The sequence below is a fragment of the Acidovorax sp. LjRoot194 genome (assembly GCF_964253015.1).
Taxonomy (GTDB): Bacteria; Pseudomonadota; Gammaproteobacteria; order Burkholderiales; family Burkholderiaceae_C; genus Acidovorax.
This window is the reverse complement of record NZ_CAXUQB020000001.1, coordinates 1,240,158-1,263,854: the sequence shown is the minus strand read 5'-3', so window position 1 is coordinate 1,263,854 and position 23,697 is coordinate 1,240,158. Positions and strand designations below refer to the sequence as shown.

Below are 23,697 nucleotides of genomic sequence, written 5' to 3'. Positions count from 1 at the left end.
TCTCAGAACCTGTAGAGAAGATCGAACGCGGTGCGCAGGATGCGCTCGTCCACGCCGTCATAAGGGCGACGGGTGATGGAAAAGGAAAGCCCCATTTCCAGGGTGTCGTTCACGCGCAGGCGCTGCCCGTAGCCCAGCGTGGCGACCTCGCCCACGCCGTAGCCGCGCTGGGCGTACGCCCCCACGCCGAGCTGCAGGCGCTGGCGCCATTCCAGCTGGTAGTGGCGGTACAGCACGTGCGCCACGTCGAGCGTGGGCAGCAGGAAGACATCGGACTCGGGCGCGAAGTACGGCCCGCCGGGCCGGCTGTTGCGCGAGTGCGAGAGCTCCATCACCAGGTCTGCGTACACGCCGTAGCGGGTGTAGATGCGCTCGCGGCCGGCCACGCCGACGGACAGGCGGCGGTTGCCGTCCGAGTAGTCCAGCCCACCCACGCTCACGTTCCAGTCGCGCCGCTCGTTGGCGCGCCAGCGCAGTGCGGCGGTCACGCTGTCGGCGGTGATGTCGCTGCGCAGCGCGCGCAGCGGCGTGTCGCGCGACAGGCGCTCCGCGGCGCCGCTGATCTGCCACTGGTCGCTGAGATCGTGGCGCCCCTCCAGCCGCAGGCCGGTGCGCTGCCCGTAGCCGAAGTTGTGGGTGGAGATTTCGCCCTCCACGGTGTTGTCGCGCACCCGCCATTCGCCGCCAGCGCGGTAGCTGCGGTGCACGCCGCGGCCTTCGCGGAAGTCGCCGCTGCCAAAGCCGAAGCCGGCGAACAGGCGCCAGTCGTCCTGCACCGGCGCGCTGTAGAGCACGGTGTCGGTGCCGTAGTCGCCGTTGCCGGTGGAGGGATTGGGGCTGGACGACAGGCCGCGGTAGCCCGACACCCGCAGCTCGGGCATGCGAAACACCCGGCGCGCCCGGTCCAGCCGCTGCACCTGGAGGTTTTCGGGATAGCGTTCGAGCACGTCATCGGCCAGCGCGTCCGCCTGCTTCCACTCCTGCAAGTCCATCGCGGTGAAGCCCTGCTGCAGCTCCAGCGACAGCGCGCGCGGCTCCATGGCTTCGACCAGTTTCAGCTCCTGCTCGGCCCGGCGCGGCCAGGCGCGGCCCCGGTAGACGCCCGCCAGCGCGATGCGCGCACCGAGGTGACCCGGCGCCTGCTGCACCATGCGTTCGAGGCGCAGCTGCGCCTCGGGCGTGTCGTCGGAAAAGCTGTGCGCCTGCGCTGCCTCCATGGCCGCAGAGGCCCAGACGGCGCGGCCTGCGGGGGTGGCGGCAAACGCCTTTTGCGTGCCGTCCGCCAGGGACACGGCGGCGTCCATGGCCTCGGACTCGACCAGCGAATAGAACAGGCCCGAGGCATCGCCGGAGCTGACCGACGGATCCGCCTGGCTGCGCTCGAGCAACTCGGCATACAGCAGGCGCGCGGCCTGCGCCTGCCGCAGGTACAGATAGGCGCCGGCCACCCAGCGCAGGGCGTAGTCCGGCACCGGCACGCCATCGCGCCGCAGGGCCTCGTACTCGGCGACCGCCGTGTCCATGCGGCTGCGCACGGTCAGCGCCCCGATGCGGTCGATGCGCATGCGCTGCAGGTCGCGCACGGCCTGCGGGTCGGCGCTCCACCGGGCAAACACCTGCTCGTAGAACGCCAGGGCCTTGTCGGCCACTGCGAAGCGCTCACTCTCGCTGCGCACCGGTGCGAACGACAGGCGCACCATTTCCGCGCCGATGTCGGCCTGCAGCCTGCGCTGCTGCGCCGCGCCCATGAGCGCGGGCTGTGCGTCCACCAGGGCCTGCGCCTGCACCGGCAGGCCGGCGGACTGCAGTGCGTCGGCATAGGCCATCTGCACTTCGGCATCGTCGGGTGCCAGCGAGCGCGCGCGGCTCGCCTCGGCCAGCGCCGCATGAAAGCGCCGCGCCGCCGTGTGCACATAGGCCAGGGCCAGGCGGCGGCGCGCCACCATGGGGGTCTCGGCCACCAGCGCTTCGGCCTTGGTGCGCGCATCCGCATCGCGCCCCGCATCCGCCAGGACGTGGATCTCCCCCATGCGCAGCTCCGCGTCATCCGGGCTGCGCGCCAAGGCGCGGGCATACAGCGCCAGCGCGTCGTCCCACTGCCGCAAGTTGCGGTGGGCGCGCGCCACCGACGCCAGGGTACTGACCGGCAGCGTGAGCGACGCGCCATGGCGGCGGTACACATCCACCACTTCCTGGTCCAGCCGGGCCCAGCCGGCGATATCGATCCAGTCGGCCACCAGGCGCGCAGCATCGGCACGGTCCAGCCGCTTTTGCCGCAGGTAGTCGAGCACCGGGGTGGTGTCTCCGGTCCTGGCGCGCCGGACCAAGGCGTCGTAGGACTCGGCCACCGGTACGGGCGTGGCCGTGTCCGCATACGCCAACGCGCAGGCCATCGCACCAGCGGCCACGGCGGCGTGGAACGCGGGGCGAACGGGCAGGGGCAGGGAAGGAAACGGGTTCCCGAACATACAGACGAAAAGTGGAGACAGCGGGTAGAAAACACGGTGCCGGCAGCGGTGAGCGCCGGCGTGGCCGCCATTGTTGCCAGCGACAGACCTACCGCGCGGCTCGCTTTGCAAACAATGTTCAACAACCCTTGCTGTAAAGAGTTGTATCAAACTGTGAATTTTAGACGAACACCGGGATTTCAGGTGTTTCCTTGGAAAAAGAGGGCTCATTGCCCTCTAGTACTGTCAGGATTGCCGGCTGGATGTGTAACAAATTCAATCGAGCCTGTTTTTCAGAACTTTGTGCGGCGCGCCGTCTTTTCGCACAGTGGGCTAATGGAGCGTCAAGACGACAACCCACAAAAAAGCCGCGCACCGGGAGGCTCGGTGCGCGGCTTGGGCCGATAGCGGCAATGACCCCGAATGGGCCGGCGAACGGCCCTGAGGTTCGTTAGAACAGCACCCGGCTCCTGAGGGTGCCGGTGACCTGTGCGAGCTTGTCCAGCGCCAGGTCCGACGACGCGGCATCGATGTCGATCACCACGTAGCCGATCTTCTCGTTGGTCTGCAGGTACTGGGCGGAGATGTTGATCTCGTTGTCCGAGAAGATGCGGTTGATCTCGGACAGCACGCCCGGCACGTTGCGGTGGATGTGCAGCAGGCGGTGCTTTCCCGGGTGGGCGGGCAGCGCCACCTCGGGGAAGTTGACGGACGAGGTGCTGGTGCCGTTGTCGCTGTACTTCACCAGCTTTTCGGCCACTTCGAGGCCGATGTTGGCCTGGGCTTCCATGGTGGAGCCGCCGACGTGCGGGGTGAGGATCACGTTGTCCAGGCCGCGCAGGGGCGACTGGAACTCGTCCTTGTTGGTGCGGGGCTCGACCGGGAACACGTCGATGGCCGCGCCCAGCAGCTTCTTGGCCTTGAGCGCTTCGGCCAGGGCGTCGATATCCACCACCGTGCCGCGGGCGGCGTTGATGAGGATGGCGCCGGGCTTCAGGGCCGCGATCTCGGCCGGGCCGATCATGCCTTCGGTCGATGGCAGCTCGGGCACGTGCAGGCTCACGATGTCGCTCTGGCCCAGCAGGTCGTGCAGGTGGTGCACCTGGCGGGCGTTGCCCAGGGGCAGCTTGTTCACCACGTCGAAGAACGCGACGTGCATGCCCAGCGCCTCGGCCAGCACCGACAGCTGCGTGCCGATGGAGCCGTAGCCCACGATGCCCAGGGTCTTGCCGCGGATCTCATACGCGTTGTCGGCCGACTTGAGCCAGCCGCCGCGATGCGCCACCGCGTTCTTTTCGGGAATGCCGCGCAGCAGCAGGATGGCTTCGGCCAGCACCAGCTCGGCCACGGAGCGGGTGTTGGAATACGGCGCGTTGAACACCGCGATGCCGCGCTCACGCGCCGCATTGAGGTTGACCTGGTTGGTGCCGATACAAAAGCAGCCCACCGCCACCAGCTTTTGCGCATGGGAGAACACCTCTTCGGTCAGCTGCGTGCGCGAACGGATGCCCAGGAAGTGCACGTCGGCGATCTTGCGCTTGAGTTCTTCATCGGGCAGCGCGCCGGACACGGTTTCGATCTGGGTGTAGCCCGCAGCCCGGATCACGTCCACGGCGGAAGCGTGGATGCCCTCGAGCAGCAGAAATTTGATCTTGTTCTTGTCCAGCGAATTGGTAGCCATGGCGATAAGAAGAAAGGGTGAGGAGAAAAGAAACTCGGCGCGTTTGCGGCGCGAACGAACCGGTGCGGGAGCCACCGAAACGTGACCCGCAGCATGGTGCATCGCACAAAACCTTGCAAGCCTCGGCAAATGCGTCGCACATTGTCACAAAAGAGTCACAATCGCATCCCTGACGGACATCCCAAGGGGTTTCCCGGTTGTTGCACGGCCTGCGGTCATGCGACAACGACATATCAATGACACATGGGGTGCATAGCATTCGGCCCTTGTGTTTTTCGTCATTCTCAGAGGATATATTCATGCAAACGAAGCATCTGGCGGTCTGCGCTGCCATCGCCATGTCGGCGTGCCTGCCTGCACAGGCCCAGGCTCAGGCCCCGGTCGAGATTCAGTGGTGGCATTCGATGAGCGCAGCGCTCGGTGACTGGGTCAACGACCTGGCCAAGCAGTACAACGCCAGCCAGACCAAGTACAAGGTCGTGCCCACCTACAAGGGCACGTACGACGAATCCATGACAGGTGCCGTGGCCGCATTCCGTGCGGGCAATGCACCCCACATCATCCAGGTGTTCGAAGTGGGCACCGCCACCATGATGTCCAGCAAGGGCGCCATCGTGCCCGCCGCCAAGGTGCTGAACGACGGCGGCTTCAAGTTCGACCCCACCCAGTACGTGTCGGCAGTGGCCGGCTACTACACCGCGCCCAATGGCCAGATGCTGAGCTACCCGCTCAACAGCTCCACCACGATCTTCTACTACAACAAGGACGCCTTCAAGAAGGCTGGCCTGGACCCTGAAAAGGCCCCCAAGACCTGGCCTGAAGTCTTCGCTGCCGCCACAAAGCTCAAGGCCAGCGGCCACAGCTGCCCGTTCACCACCAGCTGGATCAGCTGGACGCAACTCGAGAGCTTCTCGCTGTGGCACAACACGCTGTTCGCGTCCAAGAACAACGGCTTCGACGGCAACGACGCCAAGCTGGAAATCAACACCCCGCTGCACGTTCGCCACTTCGAGAACCTGGCCAAGGCCTCCAAGGACGGCAGCTTCGTCTACAAGGGCCGCGGCAACGCGCCTGACGCGTCCTTCCCATCGGGCGAGTGCGCCATGATCACCGGCTCGTCGGGCCTGTACGCCCGCGTCGCCAAGGAAGCCAAGTTCGCCTACGGCATCGCAGCCCTGCCCTACTACGACGATGTGAAGGGCGCGCCCCAGAACACCGCCATCGGTGGTGCCAGCCTGTGGGTGATGTCCGGCAAGAAGGCCGAGGAGTACAAGGGCGTCGCCGACTTCCTGAACTTCCTGAACGACACCAAGGTGCAGGCCGCCAGCCACCAGCGCACGGGCTACCTGCCCGTGACCACGGCGGCGTACAAGCTGACCGAGGCATCGGGCTTCTATGAAAAGAACCCCGGCACCGACGTTGCCGTGACGCAGATGATCCGCAAGGCCACCGACAAGTCGCGCGGCATCCGCCTGGGCAACTTCGTGCAGATCCGCACCATCATCGACGAGGAAACCGAACAGATCTGGTCGGGCAAGAAGTCGCCCAAGGAAGCGCTGGACACGGCCGTGACCCGTGGCAACGAGCAACTGGCCCGCTTCGCGCGTGCCAACAAGTAAGCAGCGTTGTAAGTCAGCGTTCATCGAGCGCATGCTGATGCCCTCCGGCCCCTGTGGCCGGGGTGGCATCGAAAGCCCGCCGCCCCTGCCAACCCAAGCGGTTTGCCGGGCGGCGGGTTGTCTTTTTTGCCGGCAGGGCTTCCCGCGGCAAGAATCTGCCCGGTAACAGGGCAGCCCCCCAAGAGCGGCGGTGGAGCGCGGGGGGAATTTTTAAGAGTCTGGACATGGAAAAACGCGTTCTTTTTCGCTCCGCATGGCTGCCCTGGGTGCTCATAGCACCCCAGCTGGCCATCATCAGCGTCTTCTTCTTCTGGCCAGCCGGCCAGGCCCTGGTGCAATCGTTCCAGATGCAGGACAGCTTCGGCATGTCCACGGAATGGGTGGGCTTCGACAACTTCAAGAACCTGTTCGAAGACCCGGGCTACCTCGCATCGTTCAAGACCACGGCGTTCTTCTCGATCCTGGTGGCGGTGGTGGGCATCGGCCTGTCGCTGATGCTGGCGATCTTTGCCGACCGCATCATCAAGGGCGCGCTCGTCTACAAGACGGCGCTGCTGCTGCCCTACGCCGTGGCACCCGCCGTGGCCGGCGTGCTGTGGATGTTCATGTTCTCGCCCTCGCTGGGCGTGGTGGCGTACATGCTGCGCCAGTCGGGGTTCAACTGGAACCACATGCTCAACTCCGACCACGCGATGTCGCTGATCGTGATCGCCGCGGTGTGGAAGCAGATCTCGTACAACTTCCTGTTCTTCCTGGCAGGGTTGCAGTCCATCCCCAAGTCGCTGATCGAGGCGGCTTCGATTGATGGTGCCGGCCCATGGCGCCGGTTCTGGAGCATCCAGTTCCCGCTGCTGTCGCCCACCACGTTCTTTCTGCTGGTGATCAACGTGGTGTATGCATTCTTCGACACCTTCGCCATCGTGGATTCGACCACGCAGGGCGGCCCGGGGCGCGACACCGCGATCCTGGTCTACAAGGTGTACCACGACGGCTTCAAGGCCATGGACATGGGCGGCTCGGCCGCGCAGTCGGTCGTGCTGATGGCCATCGTGGTGGTTCTCACGGTGATCCAATTCCGCTACGTCGAGAAGAAAGTGCAGTACTGAAATGGTTGAACGCAGTCCTTATCTCACCGCGTTCTCGCACCTCATCATGGTGCTGGGCGTGATCATCGTCGGCTTCCCGCTGTACCTGGCGTTCGTCGCCTCCACCCACACCGCGCAGGACATCGTGCAGGTGCCCATGCCCATGGTGCCCGGCGGCAACTTCTGGCAGACCTACCACGACGCCCTGTTCGGCGGCGGCTCTGGCGCGGGCTCCACCGCCCCTGTCGCCCGCATGATGTGGGTGAGCTTCGTCACTGCCATGGTCATCACCGTGGGCAAGATCGCGATCTCGCTGCTGTCGGCGTTCGCGATCGTGTACTTCCGCTTCCCGTTCAAGGGCATCTGCTTCTGGCTGATCTTCATCACGCTGATGCTGCCGGTGGAAGTGCGCATCGGCCCGACCTACCAGGTGGTGTCGGACCTGGGCATGCTCAACAGCTATGCGGGCCTCACGGTGCCGCTGATCGCGTCGGCCACGGCCACGTTTTTGTTCCGGCAGTTCTTCCTCACGGTGCCCGACGAGCTGGTCGAGGCCGCCCGCGTGGACGGCGCAGGCCCCATGCGCTTCTTCAAGGACATCCTGGTGCCGCTGTCGCGCACGTCCATCGCTGCGCTGTTCGTGATCCAGTTCATCTACGGCTGGAACCAGTACCTGTGGCCGCTGCTCGTGACCACGTCCGAAGACATGTACCCCGTGGTGATCGGCATCAAGCGCATGCTGGCCGGCGGCGACGCGGGCAACGAGTGGAACATCGTGATGGCCACCGCCCTGCTGGCCATGCTGCCCCCCGCCTTCGTGGTCGTGGTGATGCAGCGCTGGTTCGTCAAGGGCCTCGTGGACACCGAAAAATAAAGACAAAACAGCCCCTACCGCTTCATACATCTGCGCTAGCAGCTACAAATTCAATAGCAAAATGGCATCCATATCCCTTCGCAATATCGTCAAGCGCTACGGCACCGGCCCCAAGGCCAACCAAGTCATCCACGGCGTGAACGCCGAGGTCAAGGACGGTGAATTCATCGTGATCGTCGGCCCCTCGGGCTGCGGCAAGTCCACCCTGCTGCGCATGGTCGCGGGCCTGGAAGAAATCTCCGGCGGCGAGCTGCGCATCGGCGACCGCGTCGTGAACGACCTGGAACCCGCCCAGCGCGACATCGCGATGGTGTTCCAAAACTACGCGCTGTACCCGCACATGACGAACTTCGAGAACATGGCCTATGGCCTGAAGATCGCCAAGGTGCCCAAGGACGAAATCAAGGCGCGCGTGGACAAGGCCGCCAAGATCCTGGAACTGGGCCACCTGCTTGAGCGCAAGCCGCGCGAGCTGTCGGGCGGCCAGCGCCAGCGCGTGGCCATGGGCCGCGCCATCGTGCGCCAGCCCCAGGTGTTCCTGTTCGACGAGCCGCTGTCCAACCTGGACGCCAAGCTGCGCGCCCAGACGCGCCTCGAAATCCAGAAACTGCACCGCGAGCTGGGCATCACCAGCCTGTTCGTGACCCACGACCAGGTCGAGGCCATGACGCTGGCCGAACGCATGATCGTGATGAACGCCGGCAACATGGAGCAGTTCGGCACGCCCGAAGAGGTCTACCACACGCCCGCTTCGACCTTCGTGGCCAGCTTCATCGGCTCGCCGCCGATGAACCTGCTCAAGAACGCGCCCAGCGCCGCGCCCGGCACCATCCTGGGCATCCGCCCCGAGCATCTGGACGTGCGCAGCGACGGCTGGGAAATCAAGGTCGAAACCGTGGAGCTGCTGGGCGCCGAACGCCTGATCTACGGCCGCATCAACGGCGAGCAGATCATCGTGCGGGTGGAAGAAGGCACGCACTCGCCCGCCCCGGATTCGGTGATCTACGTGCAGCCCCGCGCTGACCGCCTGCACGCGTTCGACGCCACCACCGGAAAACGCATTCCCTGATGCGCTCCTGAGCGGCTGCGCGGCCTGCCTCGTGGCCGCGCAGACGTTCAGCCGCCCTTTACTCCTTGCGGCCCATGGGGTTGCCGCAAAGGAAGCGCTCCCTGTCCGGGCGCCCGCGCAAGGCCCCGCCCCACCGCCCACTGCCCACCGCAGACCGCCACGTCCACCACCCGCCCCTACGACGATGACCACCCCCTGGCCCTACCCCCGCTGGATCGCCCACCGAGGCGCCGGCAAGCTGGCACCCGAGAACACGCTGGCGGCCTTCCGCCTGGGCGCGCAGCACGGCTACCGCATGTTCGAGTGCGATGCCAAGCTCAGCGCCGACGGCGTGCCGTTCCTCATGCACGATGCCACGCTGCAGCGCACCACCAACAGCCACGGCACCGGCGGCGACCTGGCGTGGAGCGTGCTGGCCCAGCTCGATGCGGGCGGCTGGCATTCACGCGCTCACGCCGGCGAGCCGCTGCCCACGCTGGAGAACCTGGCCCGCTACTGCATCGCCAACGGCTACTTCCTCAACATCGAGATCAAGCCCACGCCCGGGCTCGAAGATAAAACCGGGCAGGTGGTCGGCGAACTGTCGGCCCGCCTCTGGCAGGGCCAGGCCGTGCAGCCGCTGTTCTCGTCCTTCAAGCCCGACGCCCTGGCCGGCGCCCGCGCCACCGCGCCGCACATCCCGCGCGCGCTGCTGCTCGACACGCTGTGGGACGGCTGCTTCGACGTGGCCCGTGACCTGGGCTGCGTGGCCATCGTGTGCAACCACGCGCTGTGGGACCGCGCCCTCGTGGCCCAGGTAAAGGCCTCTGGCCTGCGCACGCTGAGCTACACCGTCAACGACGACTGGGCCGCGCAGCGCCTGATCGACCTGGGCACCGACGGCATCATCACCGACCGGGTGGACCTGTTCAGCCCGGCGGGCTGATCGCTTTTCCCGTTCGGCGCCACGGTGTGGCCGGGCCCGCTGCGGCCATGGCCCACGGGCAGCTTTGGCGGCGGCCTACAGTTTGTTAACCCCGCTGCACCGCCTGCCGCCGACAATCGGCGGATGCCACTGCTTTTCCTGCGCCGTGCCGCTGCGGCCACCCTTCGCCCGCGCGCTGCCGCTGCCACCACCCCACAACCCACCGCGACAATGACGGCGGCCACCGAGCCTGCGCGGCCGCACGGGGAGTTACCCGCCCACCACCGCCGGGCCGCTGTTTGGCGCTGGTGCCTGCCCCGCCTGATCGCCATGCTGTGCCTGGCGGGCGCGATGGGCACTGCCGCCACCACCGCCAACGCGCAGGGACAGACCAAAGCCGCCCCCGCGGCCGCCACCACCGCCAGCAAACCGGCCGCGGCAGAGGTACCGCTGCCCACGGTGGACGAGCTGCGCCGGCAGCTCGACGCCATACCGCAAAAGCTGGGCGAAGAGGACGACGGGCGCAAGCTGCTGTCCGACGTCAACGCCATCGGCAAGGCGGCGGAGCAACTGACCACCCGCCGCACCGAAGAGCTGGCCGACATCGACTCGCGCCTGTCGGGCCTGGGCCCCGCGCCCGAGAAAGGCGCCACGCCCGACGCCCCGGACGTGGCCGAGCAACGCGCCAGCCTGGGCAAGCAGCGCGCGGTGGTGGACGGTGATCTCAAGCTCGCGCGCCTCATCAGCGTGGATGCCGAGCAGCGCGGCACCGAGCTGCTGCGCCAGCGGCGCGAGCAGTTCCAGGCCGCCCTGACCACGCGCACCGATTCGCCGCTGGGCAGCACCTTCTGGCGCGCGCTGCGCAACGCCGCACCCGGCGACCTGGCCCGGCTGCAGCTGCTGGGCAACGACCTGCGCGACGCGACCGCCGTGGCCCTGGCCCCGGACCACCGCTCGGTCTTCTGGCTGAGCCTCATCGGCGCCGTGCTGCTGGCCGTGGCCGGCACCTGGCTGGCCGAGCGCGTGCTGGTGCGCCTGGCGCCCGCGCGGCTGCCGGCGGGGCGGCTGCGCCGCTCGCTGCTGGCCTCGACCTCGGTGCTGGTCTACGTGCTCATCATCGGTATGGCGGCCCAGCTGGCCTGGACGGGGCTGGAGGTGGACGGCAACTTCAACGACCGCCTGCGGGCGCTGGCGCAGGCCACCGTGCGGCAGGCGGTGTTCGCGGCCTTCATCGTCGGGCTGGGGCACGCGTTGCTGGCGCGCAAGCGCAGCTCCTGGCGCCTGCCGGGCCTGTCGGACGAGCTGGCGCGGCGGCTGAGCCCCTACCCCTGGTCGGTGGCCATCGTGGCATCGGCCAGCGGCGTGGTGAACGAGGTCAACGGCATCGTGGGCGCGAGCCTGGCGGCCGAGGTCACCGTGCACGCGGCCACGGCCCTGCTGCTCTCGGCCATCGTGGCCCTGGCGCTGCGCCACCTGCGCGCCAGCCCCGGCGGGCCTGTGGCGGCGGATGCAGCGCAGCAGGACGCCAGCCACGCGGCCGACGGCGCAGCCCCTCCTGCCGATGCGCCCCCCCGCCCGATCTGGGTCGGCCTCTTGGTGGCTGCGGCGGGCGTGGCCACGCTGGCCACGGTGCTGCTGGTGGTGTTCGGCTATGTCGCGCTGGCCGGCACGCTCACGCGGCAGATGCTGTGGACGGGCGTGGTGTTCGCCACCACCTACCTCTTGTTCCAGCTGGCGGACGACGTGTGCGAGGCCGTGCTGTCGTCCAAGGGCGGCTTCGGCGAGCGGCTGCACAAGGGCCTGGGGCTCGATGCCAAGCTGCTCGACCAAGCCTCCGTGCTGGTGTCGGGCGTGCTGCGCGTGGCGCTGTTCTTCTACATGGTGATCGCGCTCATGGCGCCGTTCGGCACCGGGTTCGATGAGGTCTTTCGCCGGGGCAGCACCGTGGACCACAGCCTCAAGGTGGGCGACATCACGCTGGCGCCGCAGGCGCTGCTGACCGCGCTGGCCGTGGTGGTGGCGGGGCTGCTGATGATCCGCGTGCTCAAGCGCTGGCTGAGCGACCGCTACTTTCCCAACACCTCGCTCGAGCCGGGCATGCGCAGCTCCATCGTCACGCTGCTGGGCTACGTGGGCGGCGTGCTGGTGATCGCGGTGGCGCTGGCGGGCCTGGGCATCAGCGTGGAGCGCATCGCGTGGGTGGCCAGCGCGCTGTCGGTGGGCATCGGCTTCGGACTGCAGGCCATCGTGCAGAACTTCATCTCGGGCCTGATCCTGCTGGCCGAGCGCCCGGTGAAGGTAGGCGACTGGGTGGTGCTGGGCGAGACCGAAGGCGACGTGCGCCGCGTGAACGTGCGCGCCACCGAGATCCAGCTGGGCGACCGCTCCACCGTCATCGTGCCCAACTCGGAGTTCATCACCAAGACCGTGCGCAACATGACGCTGGCCGGCGCGCCGGGCCGGGTGCTGCTGCGCCTGCCCGCCCCGCTGGACACGGACGCCGCGCGCATGCGCGACCTGATCCTCAAAGCCTTTGAAGAGCACGAGGGCGTGCTGGACAACCCCGAGCCCATCGTGCAGCTCGAAGGCATCCTGAACGGCACGCTGACCTTTCTGGCCATCGGCTATGTGAGCAACCCGCGCAACGCGGGCGGCGTGCGCAGCGATCTGCTGTTCACCATCCTCGCCGCGCTGCGCGACGCAGGGCTGGCGCTGTCGCCACCGGCCACGACGGCGGTGGCGCCGTATGCGCCGGTGGCGGCTGCAGGCCCGTTGTCGACGGTCAGCGTGCCGCAGCCGCAGCAGGGTGCGCCGGGGTAGGTGCTACGTTATTCATAGCTAATTGCGCTTGCTGTGTGCGCGGTAGAAGGCTTTTTTCATCAACATCACACGCTGGCGGGGCTGGGCTTGCTGAGGCCTGGCGCTGCGCTTCGACAAGCTCAGCGTGAACGGGTGGTGGGTGATGGGATGGTTGAGAGGTTGGGTGGGGTGGTAGCCGCGCACAGCCTCCAGACCTGACTGCCAATACGCCAGCCCACCAACCTTCTCACCCACCGTTCGGGCTGAGCTTGTCGAAGCCTTGCGCGGCGCTTCGACAGGCTCAGCGTGGACGGATGGGGATGGGGATGGGGATGGGGATGGGGATGGGGATGCGCATGCGGGCGCACGACCCCACGGCCTCTGCCTAATCCAGCTTCGCCCCGGACTTCTTCACCGCATCCGCCCAGCGCGGCATTTCACTCGCCAGGAACTTCGCAAAGTCCTCCGAGCCCAGAAATGCCGGGTCGGCGCCCTGGCTCACCATGCGGTTCTTCACGTCCGGGGACTGCATCACCTGGCCGAATGCATCGCTGAGCTTGGCCACCACGTCCTTGGGCGTGCCGGCCGGGGCGAGAAAGCCGTAGAAGCCCACGACCTCGAAGCCCTTGATGCCGCTTTCGATCACCGTGGGCACCTCGGGCAGCGCGGGGTTGCGCTCGCGGCTGGTCACGGCCAGGGCGCGCACCTTGCCCTGCTTGTGGTACGAGGCGGCCTGCGGAATGCTCTCGGCCATGAACTGCACCTGGCCGCCGATCAGGTCGGTGAACGCGGGTGCGCTGCCGCGGTACGGGATGTGCACCATGAAGAGGCCCGTGGCGGTCTTGAACATCTCGGGCACCAGGTGGCTGATGCCGCCATTGCCCGCCGAGCCGAAGTTGACCTGCCCCGGGCGCGACTTGGCGTACGCCATGAACTCCTGCAGGTTCTTGGCGGGCACGTTGGTGTTGACCAGCAGCGCCAGCGGCTGCATGGCGGTGCGCGCGATGGGCGTGAAGTCCTTGAGCGTGGCGTACGGCAGGCGGCTGTACAGCGCCGGGTTGATCACCATCACGCCGGTGTTGGCCAGCATGAGCGTGTGGCCGTCCGGCGGGGCCTTCATCACGTCCTGCGCGCCCACCGTGCCGCCCGCGCCGGCCTTGTAGTCGACCAGCACCGGCTGGCCCAGCACGGCCTGCAGCTTGTCGGTGAGCAACCGCGCGTGCTGGTCGAGGGGCCCGCCCGCCGGAAAGCCCACAACGATGCGGATCGGCTTGGACGGGAAGCCCTGGGCCAGGGCGGCTGCGGACGACAAAAAGGCCAGGGCGGCGACAGCCAGGCAGGTGCGCAGGCGCATGCGAAGATCTCCTTATTGGGGTTGCTGAACAGAAAGCTTGCAGCTTAGGCTGGCTTTCAGGGGCTGGCACGGGGTGTTACCCGCAAGCGACCCGTTGCAAGGGCTGCCCGCTCGTCCCCAAAAACCGCTCTGTCCGCAGCCACTGAAACACCCTCACCATGACCTTCGCCCACTGGCTCCTGTTTTGCGGCGTCTCGCTGCTGATGTGTTTTACGCCCGGCCCGGCCGTGCTGCTGGCGGTATCGAACTCGGTCGACGTCGGGCCAAGGCGGACGGTGTTCAGCTCACTGGGCAGCGTGATCGGGATCTTCGCCGTGTCGGGGCTGGCGATGATCGGCATGGGGACCATTCTGAGCCTGTCGGCGGATGCGTTTCTGGTCATGAAAGTGGTCGGTGCGATGTACCTGATCTGGCTGGGTATCAAGCGCTGGCGCAGCAAGGACCCGCTGATCGGCAACGATGCGGGCCTGGCGCCTGTGGAGCGGCGAGAGCGCAAGAACTGGCAACTGCTGACACAAGGCCTGGGCGTGTCGCTGACCAACCCCAAGGCCATCCTGTTCTTCTCGGCCCTGTTTCCGCAGTTCATCGTGCCCGGCGAGCCGCTGTGGATGCAGTACCTGCTGTTGACCACGACTTTCGCCATCTGGGCGCTGGTCTCGCACGCGTTCTACGTGGCGCTGATCGCGCTGGTGAAGGGCCACGTCGTGGCGCACGCCAAGCTGTTCAACCGCTTCGTGGGCGCAACCTTCATCGCACTGGGCCTGGGACTGCTGCAGGCACGGCACAAGCTGGGCTGACCGCATCCCCTGGCGAGCGCCCTTAGCGCCAGCCGCGCAGCAGCACCCACTGCGTGGTCGCGCAACCCACCACCAGAGCGGCATAGGTCAGCATTTTTCCGTCGCGGCCCCACACCAGCAGGCCGCCGCCCAGCACCACAAGGCCGACCCCAAAAACCACGGCGAACTGGCGCCAGCGCGCCAGTGCCGCACCGCCCGGGGCGCCGAAAAACCGGCCAGACAACACCAGCACCAGCGCCAGCGCAGCGGCGGGCGCCATGAAATTGAGGGTGTGGTTGAAGATGTCGAGAGGACCCATGGAATTGACCCAAATCAAGGCTTTGGCAAGCAACGCTGCTTACACCAGCCAACAATTTTATAATTGGCGGCTATGGCAGTCTGGGCCCTCGGGATCAACCACACCACCGCGCCCCTCGACCTGCGCGGCAGGTTCGCGTTCGCGCTCGATCAGATCGAGCCCACGCTGCAGGGCCTGCGCCAGTCGCTGGGCGGCACCAGCCGCCATCCGGGGGTGGAGACCGCCATCATCTCCACCTGCAACCGCACCGAAATTTATTGCGCCACCTCCACGCCCGGCCCGGCGCTGGACCACACGCTGGGCTGGCTGGCGCAAAGCGGCGGCGTGAGCCCCGCACTGCTGCGATCGCACTCCTACACGCTGGAAGACAGCCTGGTCGCGCGCCACGCCTTCCGCGTGGCCAGCGGGCTCGACTCGATGGTGCTGGGCGAGGCGCAGATCCTGGGCCAGATGAAGGACGCCGTGCGCGCCGCCGAAACCGCCGGCGCGTTGGGCACCACGCTCAACCAGCTGTTCCAGCGCAGCTTTGCCGTCGCGAAGGAGGTGCGCACCAGCACCGAGATCGGCGCGCACAGCATCAGCATGGCGGCCGCGTCGGTGCGGCTGGCCAGCCAGCTGTTCGAAGACCTCTCCAAGATCCGCGTGCTGTTCGTGGGCGCGGGCGAGATGATCGAGCTGTGCGCCACGCACTTCGCGGCCAAGAACCCCAAGCAGATCGCCATTGCCAATCGCACGCTCGAGCGCGGCGAAAAGCTCGCCACCCGCTTCGGCGGCGAGGTGATGCGCCTGGCCGACCTGCCCGAGCGCCTGCACGAGTTCGACGCCGTCATCAGCTGCACTGCCAGCAGCCTGCCCATCATCGGCCTGGGCGCCGTGGAGCGCGCCCTCAAGAAGCGCCGCCACCGCCCCATGTTCATGGTCGACCTGGCCGTGCCGCGCGACATCGAGCCCGAGGTCAAGGCCCTGGGCGACGTGTACCTGTACACCGTGGACGACCTGGCCAGCGTGGTGCAGACGGCGCAGGCCAACCGCCAGGCCGCCGTGGCCCAGGCCGAAGCCATCATCGACGCGGGCGTGCAGAGCTTCATGCACTGGATGGAGCTGCGCAGCCCCGTGGGCGAGGCCGGTGGCGTGGTGCCGCTGATCCAGCAGCTCAACGCCCAGACCGACGAATGGCGCGCGCTGGAGATCGCACGCGCCAAGAAGCTGCTGGCCAAGGGCGAGGACGTGGACGCCGTGCTGGAGGCGCTGTCGCGCGGCCTCACGCAAAAGATGCTGCACGGCACCCTGGCCGAGCTGCGGGCGGGTGACGCCGAGGTGCGCGCCCAGACGGCCCAGACCGTCTCGCGCCTGTTCCTGCGCTCGCAAGCCAAGCCGCCCCACGGGTTGTAGCGGCGCTCGCCCGCTGCACAGCCCGCCCCGATTGCAAGTCCAATCGGCCCTCAGCGCTTGATAGACAAGCGCCAGCAGCTACAAAATCAGTAGCAAACCCATTTTTACCTTCCTCGCATGAAACCCTTTCTCCGAAGCCAGCTGGAGCGCTATGCGCAGCGCCTGGGCGAACTCGACTTCCTGCTCTCGCGCGAGGACATCATGAGCGACATGGCGCAGTACCGCACCATCTCGCGCGAGCATGCCGAAGTCACGCAGATTGCCGGCCGCTACGCCCGCTACCAGCAGCGCGAGGCCGACCTGGCCGGCGCCCGCGAGATGCTGGCCGACCCCGACATGGCCGAGATGGCACAGGAAGAAATCACCGGGGCCGAAGCCGAACTGCTGCAGCTCGAAGACGAACTGCAGCGCCTGCTGTTGCCCAAGGACCCGGACGACGCGCGCAACGCCTTCGTCGAAATCCGCGCGGGCACGGGCGGCGACGAGTCGGCCCTGTTCGCGGGTGACCTCACGCGCATGTACACCCGCTACGCCGCCAACGTGGGCTGGAAGGTGGAGGTGGTGAGCGAGAACGCGGCCGAGCTGGGTGGCTACAAGGAGATCGTGCTGCGCATCGAGGGGGACCACGTATACGGCGCGCTCAAGTTCGAATCCGGCGGCCACCGCGTGCAGCGCGTGCCCGCCACCGAGACGCAGGGCCGCATCCACACCAGCGCCTGCACCGTGGCCGTGATGCCCGAGCCGGACGAGCACGAGGCCATCAAGCTCAACCCGGCCGACCTGCGCATCGACACCTTCCGCGCATCGGGCGCGGGCGGCCAGCACATCAACAAGACGGATTCGGCCGTGCGCGTGGTGCACTTGCCCACCGGCATCGTGGCCGAGTGCCAGGACGGCCGCAGCCAGCACGCCAACAAGGCCAAGGCGCTGCAGGTGCTGCAGGCGCGGATTCAAGAAAAGGACCGCAGCGAGCGCGCCGCCAAGGAGGCCGCGCTGCGCAAGGGCCTGATCGGCAGCGGCGACCGCAGCGACCGCATCCGCACGTACAACTTTCCGCAGGGGCGGCTGACGGACCACCGCATCAACCTCACGCTGTACAAGCTGCTGTACGTGATGGAAGGCGACCTGGCCGACGTGCTGCAGGCCCTGGCCCATGCGCGCGAGGCCGAGCAACTGGAAGAGCTGGAGCTGAGTGCTGTCTGATCGACACGCATCCAGACACTCTGCCTGGATGGGATTCCACGCTCTGCATCCTTCTTCATCCATCCGTTCCGCTGAGCTTGTCCAAGCGCGGCGCGAGGCTTCGACAGGCTCAGCCCGAACGGCCAGTTTGCGTTGAAAAGTCCAGCCCGAATAGCTTTCCGTCGCCAGCATCGATCAACACCATCGTGAACACACCCACCCTGGCCCAGGCCCTGGCCCAAGCCCACACCCTGGGCCTAGCCCGCATCGACGCCCAACTGCTGCTGCTGCACGCGCTGGGCCGCCCCGATGCCGGCCGCGCCTGGCTGCTGGCGCACGACACCGATGGGCTCGATGACGCCGTGCAGGCGCAATTCATCGCCCTGTGCCAGCGCCGCGTGGCGGGCGAGCCCGTGGCGTACCTCACCGGCCGCAAGGAGTTCTACGGCCTGGCGCTGCAGGTGGACGCCCGGGTGCTGGACCCGCGCCCCGACACCGAAACGCTGGTGGACTGGGCCCTGGAGCTGATCGCCCCACTGACCGCACCGCGGCTGGCGGACCTGGGCACGGGCAGCGGCGCCATCGCTCTGGCCCTGCAAAGCCAACGCCCCACCGCCCAGGTGCTGGCGGTGGACGCCAGCAGCGACGCCCTGGCCGTGGCGCAGGCCAACGCCACCCGGCTGGGCCTGCCCGTGCACTTCCGGCAGGGCAACTGGATGGCCGGCCTGGACAGCGTGGTGTTCGACGCCATCGTCTCCAACCCGCCCTACATCGCCGCAGAGGACCCGCACCTGGCCGCCCTGACCCACGAGCCCCTGCAGGCCCTGGCCAGCGGCGCAGACGGGCTGGAGGACATCCGGACCATCGTGACCCAGGCGCCAGCGCATCTGGTGGCGGGTGGCTGGCTGCTGCTGGAGCACGGGTATGACCAGGCCGAGGTAGTGCGCGATCTGCTGCGCGCAGCGGGCTTCGCCGCGGTCAGCAGCCGGCAGGACCTGGCGGGCATCGAGCGCTGCTCGGGCGGGCGCTGGATGTAGTGACGGGGGAGGCCTGGCGGCGGCCGTGGATGGAGCGCGGCCCTGCCTGCCGCCCATAACCCCGTCCAGCCACCGCCGGCCACCGCCGGCCACCAATGGTTACAAACGAGGTCCGCCCACCGGGCGCGGTCGATTCAATAATCACCGGCCCCCACATCGCAACTTCGTGCTGCCTCATTCGCACCGAAGGGGTACTGGATGCCGGGGCTACGCCACCGCACCGAGTGCCTGCTTGCCTGACGGCACTCCCAGCCACCTTCCCATACATTCTGCGGCCCGCATTCCGGGCCGGTTTCATTTGCGAGACACCATGCTTGACATCGCCTCCCGCCGCGCAGCCCTGACCCGACTGGGCGCCCTCTCCCTGGGTGCCGCCCTGACCTTGAACGGGTGCAGCGCCGAGCCCGGCGAGCGCAAGGCGTTCATCGAATTCCTGCAGACCCGCGTGCTCAACACCCAGCGCGCGGCCGTGCCCAAGCTGAACGAGCAGCAACGCAAGGCGTTCGGTGCGTACGCGGCGCACTACGACATCATCACCGCCTTCAACCAGGAGATGAACGAGGCCCCGCTGACGCGCATGATGACCGCGCTGCAGAACACGCGCACGCTGCCGCAGTTGATTGCCAAGCGCACCCAGGTCAACGAACTGCTGGCGCACCTGCCCCAGGCGCAGCAGGAAGTGCAGGCGCGCCTGGACCGCGCGAACGCGGCGAAGAAGGCGCTGACCCAGCCGGACGACCTGCGGGTGGTGTACGACGCGGCGTTCGACAAGCTCGTCACGCAGCTGGCCGCGCTGATGCTGCAGTTGCTGCCGGCCACCCAGGGCATGCTGGCCGCCACCATGGAGCTGGTGACCTACGTGGAGCAAAACCCCAAGGAAGTGTCGTTCGTGGGCTCCAACGTGCAGGCCACGACGCAGGCCAGCCTGGACAAGGTCAACGTGCTGCTCAAGAAGCTGGAGACCGAAGCGGCGGCAGTGGCCAAAATGGAAACCGCACTGCGAAAGTTGGCAGGCTGACGCGGGCGCGCGACTCCGCCGTCAAACTGGGATAATGCAGCCCATCTGCGCCTCAACCTAACGGACATCCCATGAGCGACACCCAACAACGCATCGACGCCCTCGTCAAATCCAGCGAGGTCCTGCTCTTCATGAAGGGCAACGCCAGCTTCCCCATGTGCGGCTTCTCCGGCCGGGCCATCCAGATCCTCAAAGCCAGCGGCGTGGACACCAAGAGCCTGATCACGGTGAACGTGCTGGAAGACGAGGAAATCCGCCAGGGCATCAAGGAATACAGCAACTGGCCCACCATCCCGCAGCTGTACGTCAAGGGCGAGTTCATCGGCGGCTCGGACATCATGATGGAGATGTACGAGTCGGGCGAGCTCAAGCAGGTGCTGGGCACCGAGGGCTGACAACCCCGGCGGCGCCTTCTTCGGCGCCGCACCGGCCACCACCGCGGCATGCCCTTGCGCACTGCCGGCACAGGCCGCCTTCGGGCGGCTTTTTGCTTGGCCAATCACTGCAAGGGCTGCCCGGTTTTTGCGTGGCAACAACAGCGCTGGTAACAAGCGCACCGATCAGGGGCTTATCCGGTGCTGCGGCGGGCATGTTGTGTGCTTGAATGATTGCGTGACCCACATCACGAAGGAGCATGCAATGACCAGCCATAGCCTTGTTCCCCAGCCACCCGCCCTGCGCTTGCCGGTGGCCCAGATGCGCAATGTGTTCCACCCCGGCGACGTCGAGCGCAAGCTCGCACGGCTGCAGGAGTCCGGCAACCAGCGCGAGTACGAAACCCTGCGCACCGTGTACGAACGCATGCTGGAGCGCGGACCCGAGCGCTTTCAAGTCAAGCCGTCGGGCGTGCCCGACATGGCCAGCCTGTACGAGCAGCTGCCCAACTTCACCGAAGTGCTGGACGATGTGCGGCGTCACGTTGCACTGGCCCAGGACAGCAGCGACGGCCTGGAGGTCACGCCCATGCTGCTGCTGGGCCCGCCCGGCATCGGCAAGACGCACTTTGCGCGCCACTTGGCCGCGCTGCTGGGCACGGGCATGAACCTGCTGCCGATGAGCTCCATGACCGCAGGCTGGCTGCTGTCGGGCTCGTCCGCGCAGTGGAAGGGTGCCCGCCCCGGCAAGGTGTTCGAAGCCCTGGTGGAGGGCGAATACGCCAACCCCGTCATCGTGGTGGACGAAATCGACAAGGCCGCCGCAGACGCGCAGTACGACCCGCTGGGCGCGCTGTACAGTCTGCTGGAGCACGACACGGCCCAGAGCTTTACCGACGAGTTCGCCGAGGTGGCCATCGATGCCAGCCAGGTGATCTGGATCACCACCGCCAACGACACGCGCGGCATCCCGGACCCCATCCTGAACCGCATGAATGTGTTCGAGGTGGAGGCCCCCACGCTGGACCAGGCGCGCACCATCGCAAATATCCTGTACGCCGGCATCCGCAACGGCCACGACTGGGGCCGGCTGCTCGACCCCGAACCACAGGCCGACGTACTGGACCACCTGGCCCAGATGCCGCCGCGCGAAATGCGCCGCGCGCTGATGACCGGCTTTGGCAACGCCCGGCTGGACCGCCGCTCCACGGTCGAGGTCGCCGACATGCCCCGGGCCGCCGCCTCACGCAACCGCATCGGGTTCATGCAGTAGCAGGCGGAGGCACTGAACGCGCTGCGGCCGCGCTGCAGGGCCGCGCGGCCGCAGACGGGTGCGTGCTCTATAGGGGCCTGGGTGAAGCCGCACACGTGCGCTACTGAGCGTGCTGCAGTCGATGCGTTCGCGGCGTGCGCTGCGTGCGCAGCTACGGGTTTTCGCCTGCAGGGCGCGCAGATACACTCGGATGGCCGCAGCGCCGAGCCGTGCGCCACCCTTTCCCTCCCATGACCCTGTCCCAAAGCCTCTTCGTGATCGGGCTGCTGATTGCAGCCAGCGCCTTCTTTTCCATGGCCGAAATTTCGCTGGCGGCCGCACGCCGGCTGCGGCTGCGGCAGATGGCGGACGAAGGAGATTCGCGGGCCGACCGCGTGCTGCGCATGCAGGAGCAGCCGGGCGACTACTTCACGGTGGTGCAGGTGGGGCAGAACGCGGTGGCCATCCTGGGCGGTATCGTCGGCGAGGGGGCACTGAGCCCGCACTTCACCGCACTCTTCGAGCTGTGGTTCTCGGACAAGACGGCGCAGACCACCGGGTTCCTGGCGTCGTTCGCGGTCATCACATCGCTGTTCATCCTGTTTGCCGACCTGTTCCCCAAGCGCCTGGGCATGGCCGAGCCGGAGCGCATGGTGGTGCGCCTGGCGCAGCCCATGGCGTGGTGCATGACGCTGCTGCGCCCGGTGGTGTGGCTGTACAGCCGCAGCGCGGATGCGCTGTTTCGGGTGCTGGGCCTGTCGTCGCTGCGGGATGATCGCATCACCTCCGACGACATCCTGGCCATGATGGAAGCAGGCGCCCGCGCGGGGGTGCTGGCGGCGCGCGAGCAGCAGGTCATCACCAATGTGTTCGAGCTCGATACCCGCATGGTCTCGAGCGCCATGTCGCCGCGCGACCGCATCGCGTTTTTTCTGCGCGACGAACCCGACTCCGTCATCCGCCTGCGCATTGCGGCCGAGCCGTTTTCGACCTACCCGGTGTGCGAGGGCGACATCGACCATGTGGTGGGCTATGTGGACGCGAAGGACCTGTTCCAGCGCGTGCTGAACAACCAGCCCATCTCGCTGGCGGACGACAGCCTGGTGCGCAAGGTGCTCATCGTGCCTGACCGGCTCACGCTGTCCGAGGTGCTGGAGCAGTTCCGCCAGGTGCACGAGGATTTCGCGCTGATCGTGAATGAGTACAGCCTGGTGGTGGGCGTGGTCACCCTCAATGATGTGATGAGCACGGTGATGGGCGACCTGGTGGTGGGCCCGGCGGACGAGGAGCAGATCGTGCGCCGCGATGAAAACTCGTGGCTCATCGACGGCGTGACGCCGGTGCAGGACGTGCTGCACGCGCTGTCGCTCGACGAGCTGCCCCATGCCGACGAATACGAGACGCTGGCCGGCTTCTTGATGGTGATGCTGCGCCGCGTGCCGCGCCGCACCGACAGCGTGAGCTGGGGCGGCTACAAGTTTGAAGTGTTGGACGTGGACAGCTACCGCATCGATCAGGTGATGGTGTCGCGCCTGGGGGTGCCGCAGGCCGATGCCAGCCTGGCGTCGGCACCGGCAGCAACGCCGGTCGCGGCCAAGGCGGATGGCGGATCGACGGCGGCGGTGAGGTAGTTCTCGGCAGGCTTGTGCGGTCCTACCGTGGTGGCCTTGGGTGTGGCGTGGTGTGCGCAAGTCGGCTGGGCAGACCGGATTGATATCAAATCGACCGCTACCGCTTGATAGGCAAGCGCCAGCAGCTACAAATACGATAGCAACCAGTTTGTAGTGAGTCCGCTGTCAACGATCAACGACCAACGATCATCGTCCGGGGTCCACCAGCCCGATAAACCAGCTCCACCACCGGCCACTTTCCACAGATGCTCAACCCGCAGGCAGCTGCGGCTTTTCGCCGAACAGCCAATTGCGCTGCGCGCCGAACACCGCATCCGGGTACGGCGAGCGCCCACGGCTGCCGTTGTAGCGGCCCAGGGCCATGAACAGGTCGCCGCGCTCGCGGTCCACGTAGTGGCGCAGGATCACGCAGCCAAAGCGCAGGTTGGTCTGCATGTGGAACAGCTTGCCGGCATCGCCGTCGCCGATCACGCGCGTCCAGAACGGCATGACCTGCATGTAGCCACGCGCGCCCACGCTGGACACGGCAAACTTGCGAAACGCGCTCTCGACCTGCACCAGGCCCAGCACCAGCGACACATCCAGGCCCGCGCGTTTGGACTCGTACCAGACGGTCTGCAGAAAATCGCGGCGGATCTCCCACTCAGGCTTGCGGCGGCGCAGCCGGTCGCTCATGGTGCCCAGCCAGCGCAGGTAGTGGATGCGGGCCTCGGTGGTGAAGAACTCGGGCTCAGGCGGCGCGTGGTTGGCGATGGCCGAGCTGAGCGCGCTGCGCACCGAGTCCATGAGCGGCTCTTCCAGCTGCCCGCCCGCATGCGCCACCTGTGGCGCCGCCAGCCATCCTGCCGGCGCCGCCAGGGACGAGGCCGCCATCAGCCAGCCAC

Annotated in this window: 19 protein-coding genes; 14 read left to right on the top strand and 5 right to left on the bottom strand. The window is 67.3% G+C overall.

Annotation, left to right across the window (positions count from 1 at the left end; all coding sequences use genetic code 11):
- Positions 1-2: 2 nt before the first annotated feature.
- Together pgaA and serA are read right to left on the bottom strand one after the other, a co-directional pair.
- Positions 3-2,468 (bottom strand): poly-beta-1,6 N-acetyl-D-glucosamine export porin PgaA, encoded by a 2,466-nt coding sequence (gene pgaA, locus ACSQ3N_RS05830; RefSeq protein WP_056161306.1) that lies wholly within the window; start codon positions 2,466-2,468, stop codon positions 3-5.
- 430 nt (positions 2,469-2,898) lie between these two features.
- Entirely contained in the window at positions 2,899-4,128 is a 1,230-nt protein-coding gene (gene serA / locus ACSQ3N_RS05825) for a phosphoglycerate dehydrogenase (RefSeq protein WP_056161304.1), read from the bottom strand.
- A gap of 299 nt (positions 4,129-4,427) precedes the next feature.
- On the opposite strand from serA, the gene ugpB reads away from it, so the two are divergent.
- The 6 genes from ugpB (at position 4,428) to ACSQ3N_RS05795 (ending at position 12,499) form a co-directional block, all read left to right on the top strand.
- On the top strand, positions 4,428-5,747 hold the full coding sequence (gene ugpB, locus ACSQ3N_RS05820; RefSeq protein WP_056161302.1) for a sn-glycerol-3-phosphate ABC transporter substrate-binding protein UgpB: 1,320 nt from the start codon (positions 4,428-4,430) through the stop codon (positions 5,745-5,747).
- A gap of 224 nt (positions 5,748-5,971) precedes the next feature.
- The gene (gene ugpA, locus ACSQ3N_RS05815) at positions 5,972-6,853 is read left to right on the top strand and encodes a sn-glycerol-3-phosphate ABC transporter permease UgpA (RefSeq protein WP_436145804.1); all 882 of its coding nucleotides are present in this window, start codon (positions 5,972-5,974) and stop codon (positions 6,851-6,853) included.
- 1 nt (position 6,854) lies between these two features.
- A complete protein-coding gene (gene ugpE / locus ACSQ3N_RS05810) occupies positions 6,855-7,706 on the top strand; it encodes a sn-glycerol-3-phosphate ABC transporter permease UgpE (RefSeq protein ID WP_056161299.1) in 852 nt (283 codons plus the stop codon).
- Between the two features lie 61 nt (positions 7,707-7,767).
- On the top strand, positions 7,768-8,775 hold the full coding sequence (locus tag ACSQ3N_RS05805; protein ID WP_436145803.1) for a sn-glycerol-3-phosphate import ATP-binding protein UgpC: 1,008 nt from the start codon (positions 7,768-7,770) through the stop codon (positions 8,773-8,775).
- Positions 8,776-8,959: 184 nt separating this feature from the next.
- The gene (ugpQ, locus tag ACSQ3N_RS05800) at positions 8,960-9,700 is read left to right on the top strand and encodes a glycerophosphodiester phosphodiesterase (RefSeq protein WP_436145802.1); all 741 of its coding nucleotides are present in this window, start codon (positions 8,960-8,962) and stop codon (positions 9,698-9,700) included.
- Positions 9,701-10,009: 309 nt separating this feature from the next.
- On the top strand, positions 10,010-12,499 hold the full coding sequence (locus ACSQ3N_RS05795; RefSeq protein ID WP_436147925.1) for a DUF3772 domain-containing protein: 2,490 nt from the start codon (positions 10,010-10,012) through the stop codon (positions 12,497-12,499).
- Between the two features lie 364 nt (positions 12,500-12,863).
- Here the strand turns inward: ACSQ3N_RS05795 and ACSQ3N_RS05790 are convergent, their stop codons facing one another.
- On the bottom strand, positions 12,864-13,832 hold the full coding sequence (locus tag ACSQ3N_RS05790; RefSeq protein WP_056161293.1) for a Bug family tripartite tricarboxylate transporter substrate binding protein: 969 nt from the start codon (positions 13,830-13,832) through the stop codon (positions 12,864-12,866).
- Positions 13,833-13,990: 158 nt separating this feature from the next.
- Here ACSQ3N_RS05790 and ACSQ3N_RS05785 point away from each other — a divergent pair, with 158 nt between their 5' ends.
- Positions 13,991-14,629 (top strand): LysE family translocator, encoded by a 639-nt coding sequence (locus ACSQ3N_RS05785; RefSeq protein WP_436145801.1) that lies wholly within the window; start codon positions 13,991-13,993, stop codon positions 14,627-14,629.
- Positions 14,630-14,651: 22 nt separating this feature from the next.
- On the opposite strand, the gene ACSQ3N_RS05780 is transcribed toward ACSQ3N_RS05785, so the two are convergent.
- Positions 14,652-14,927 (bottom strand): hypothetical protein, encoded by a 276-nt coding sequence (locus tag ACSQ3N_RS05780; RefSeq protein ID WP_436145800.1) that lies wholly within the window; start codon positions 14,925-14,927, stop codon positions 14,652-14,654.
- A gap of 72 nt (positions 14,928-14,999) precedes the next feature.
- On the opposite strand from ACSQ3N_RS05780, the gene hemA reads away from it, so the two are divergent.
- The 7 genes from hemA to ACSQ3N_RS05745 all read left to right on the top strand — a co-directional run bounded on the left by hemA (position 15,000) and on the right by ACSQ3N_RS05745 (position 22,813).
- Positions 15,000-16,319 (top strand): glutamyl-tRNA reductase, encoded by a 1,320-nt coding sequence (gene hemA, locus ACSQ3N_RS05775; protein WP_436145799.1) that lies wholly within the window; start codon positions 15,000-15,002, stop codon positions 16,317-16,319.
- Positions 16,320-16,436: 117 nt separating this feature from the next.
- Positions 16,437-17,522 (top strand): peptide chain release factor 1, encoded by a 1,086-nt coding sequence (gene prfA, locus ACSQ3N_RS05770; protein WP_056415509.1) that lies wholly within the window; start codon positions 16,437-16,439, stop codon positions 17,520-17,522.
- A gap of 185 nt (positions 17,523-17,707) precedes the next feature.
- The gene (prmC, locus tag ACSQ3N_RS05765) at positions 17,708-18,538 is read left to right on the top strand and encodes a peptide chain release factor N(5)-glutamine methyltransferase (RefSeq protein ID WP_436145798.1); all 831 of its coding nucleotides are present in this window, start codon (positions 17,708-17,710) and stop codon (positions 18,536-18,538) included.
- Between the two features lie 310 nt (positions 18,539-18,848).
- Positions 18,849-19,556, top strand: coding sequence for a DUF3053 family protein (locus ACSQ3N_RS05760; protein ID WP_436145797.1), 708 nt, complete (start codon positions 18,849-18,851; stop codon positions 19,554-19,556).
- A 71-nt stretch (positions 19,557-19,627) separates the two neighbouring features.
- Complete coding sequence (gene grxD / locus ACSQ3N_RS05755) at positions 19,628-19,951, top strand: Grx4 family monothiol glutaredoxin (protein WP_436145796.1); 324 nt, start codon at positions 19,628-19,630, stop codon at positions 19,949-19,951.
- A gap of 244 nt (positions 19,952-20,195) precedes the next feature.
- Entirely contained in the window at positions 20,196-21,203 is a 1,008-nt protein-coding gene (locus tag ACSQ3N_RS05750; protein ID WP_436145795.1) for an AAA family ATPase, read from the top strand.
- A gap of 230 nt (positions 21,204-21,433) precedes the next feature.
- Positions 21,434-22,813, top strand: a complete 1,380-nt coding sequence (locus tag ACSQ3N_RS05745; protein ID WP_056161274.1) for a hemolysin family protein — start codon at positions 21,434-21,436, stop codon at positions 22,811-22,813.
- Positions 22,814-23,062: 249 nt separating this feature from the next.
- Here the strand turns inward: ACSQ3N_RS05745 and ACSQ3N_RS05740 are convergent, their stop codons facing one another.
- Entirely contained in the window at positions 23,063-23,686 is a 624-nt protein-coding gene (locus tag ACSQ3N_RS05740; protein WP_235507234.1) for a lytic transglycosylase domain-containing protein, read from the bottom strand.
- Positions 23,687-23,697 lie beyond the last annotated feature (11 nt).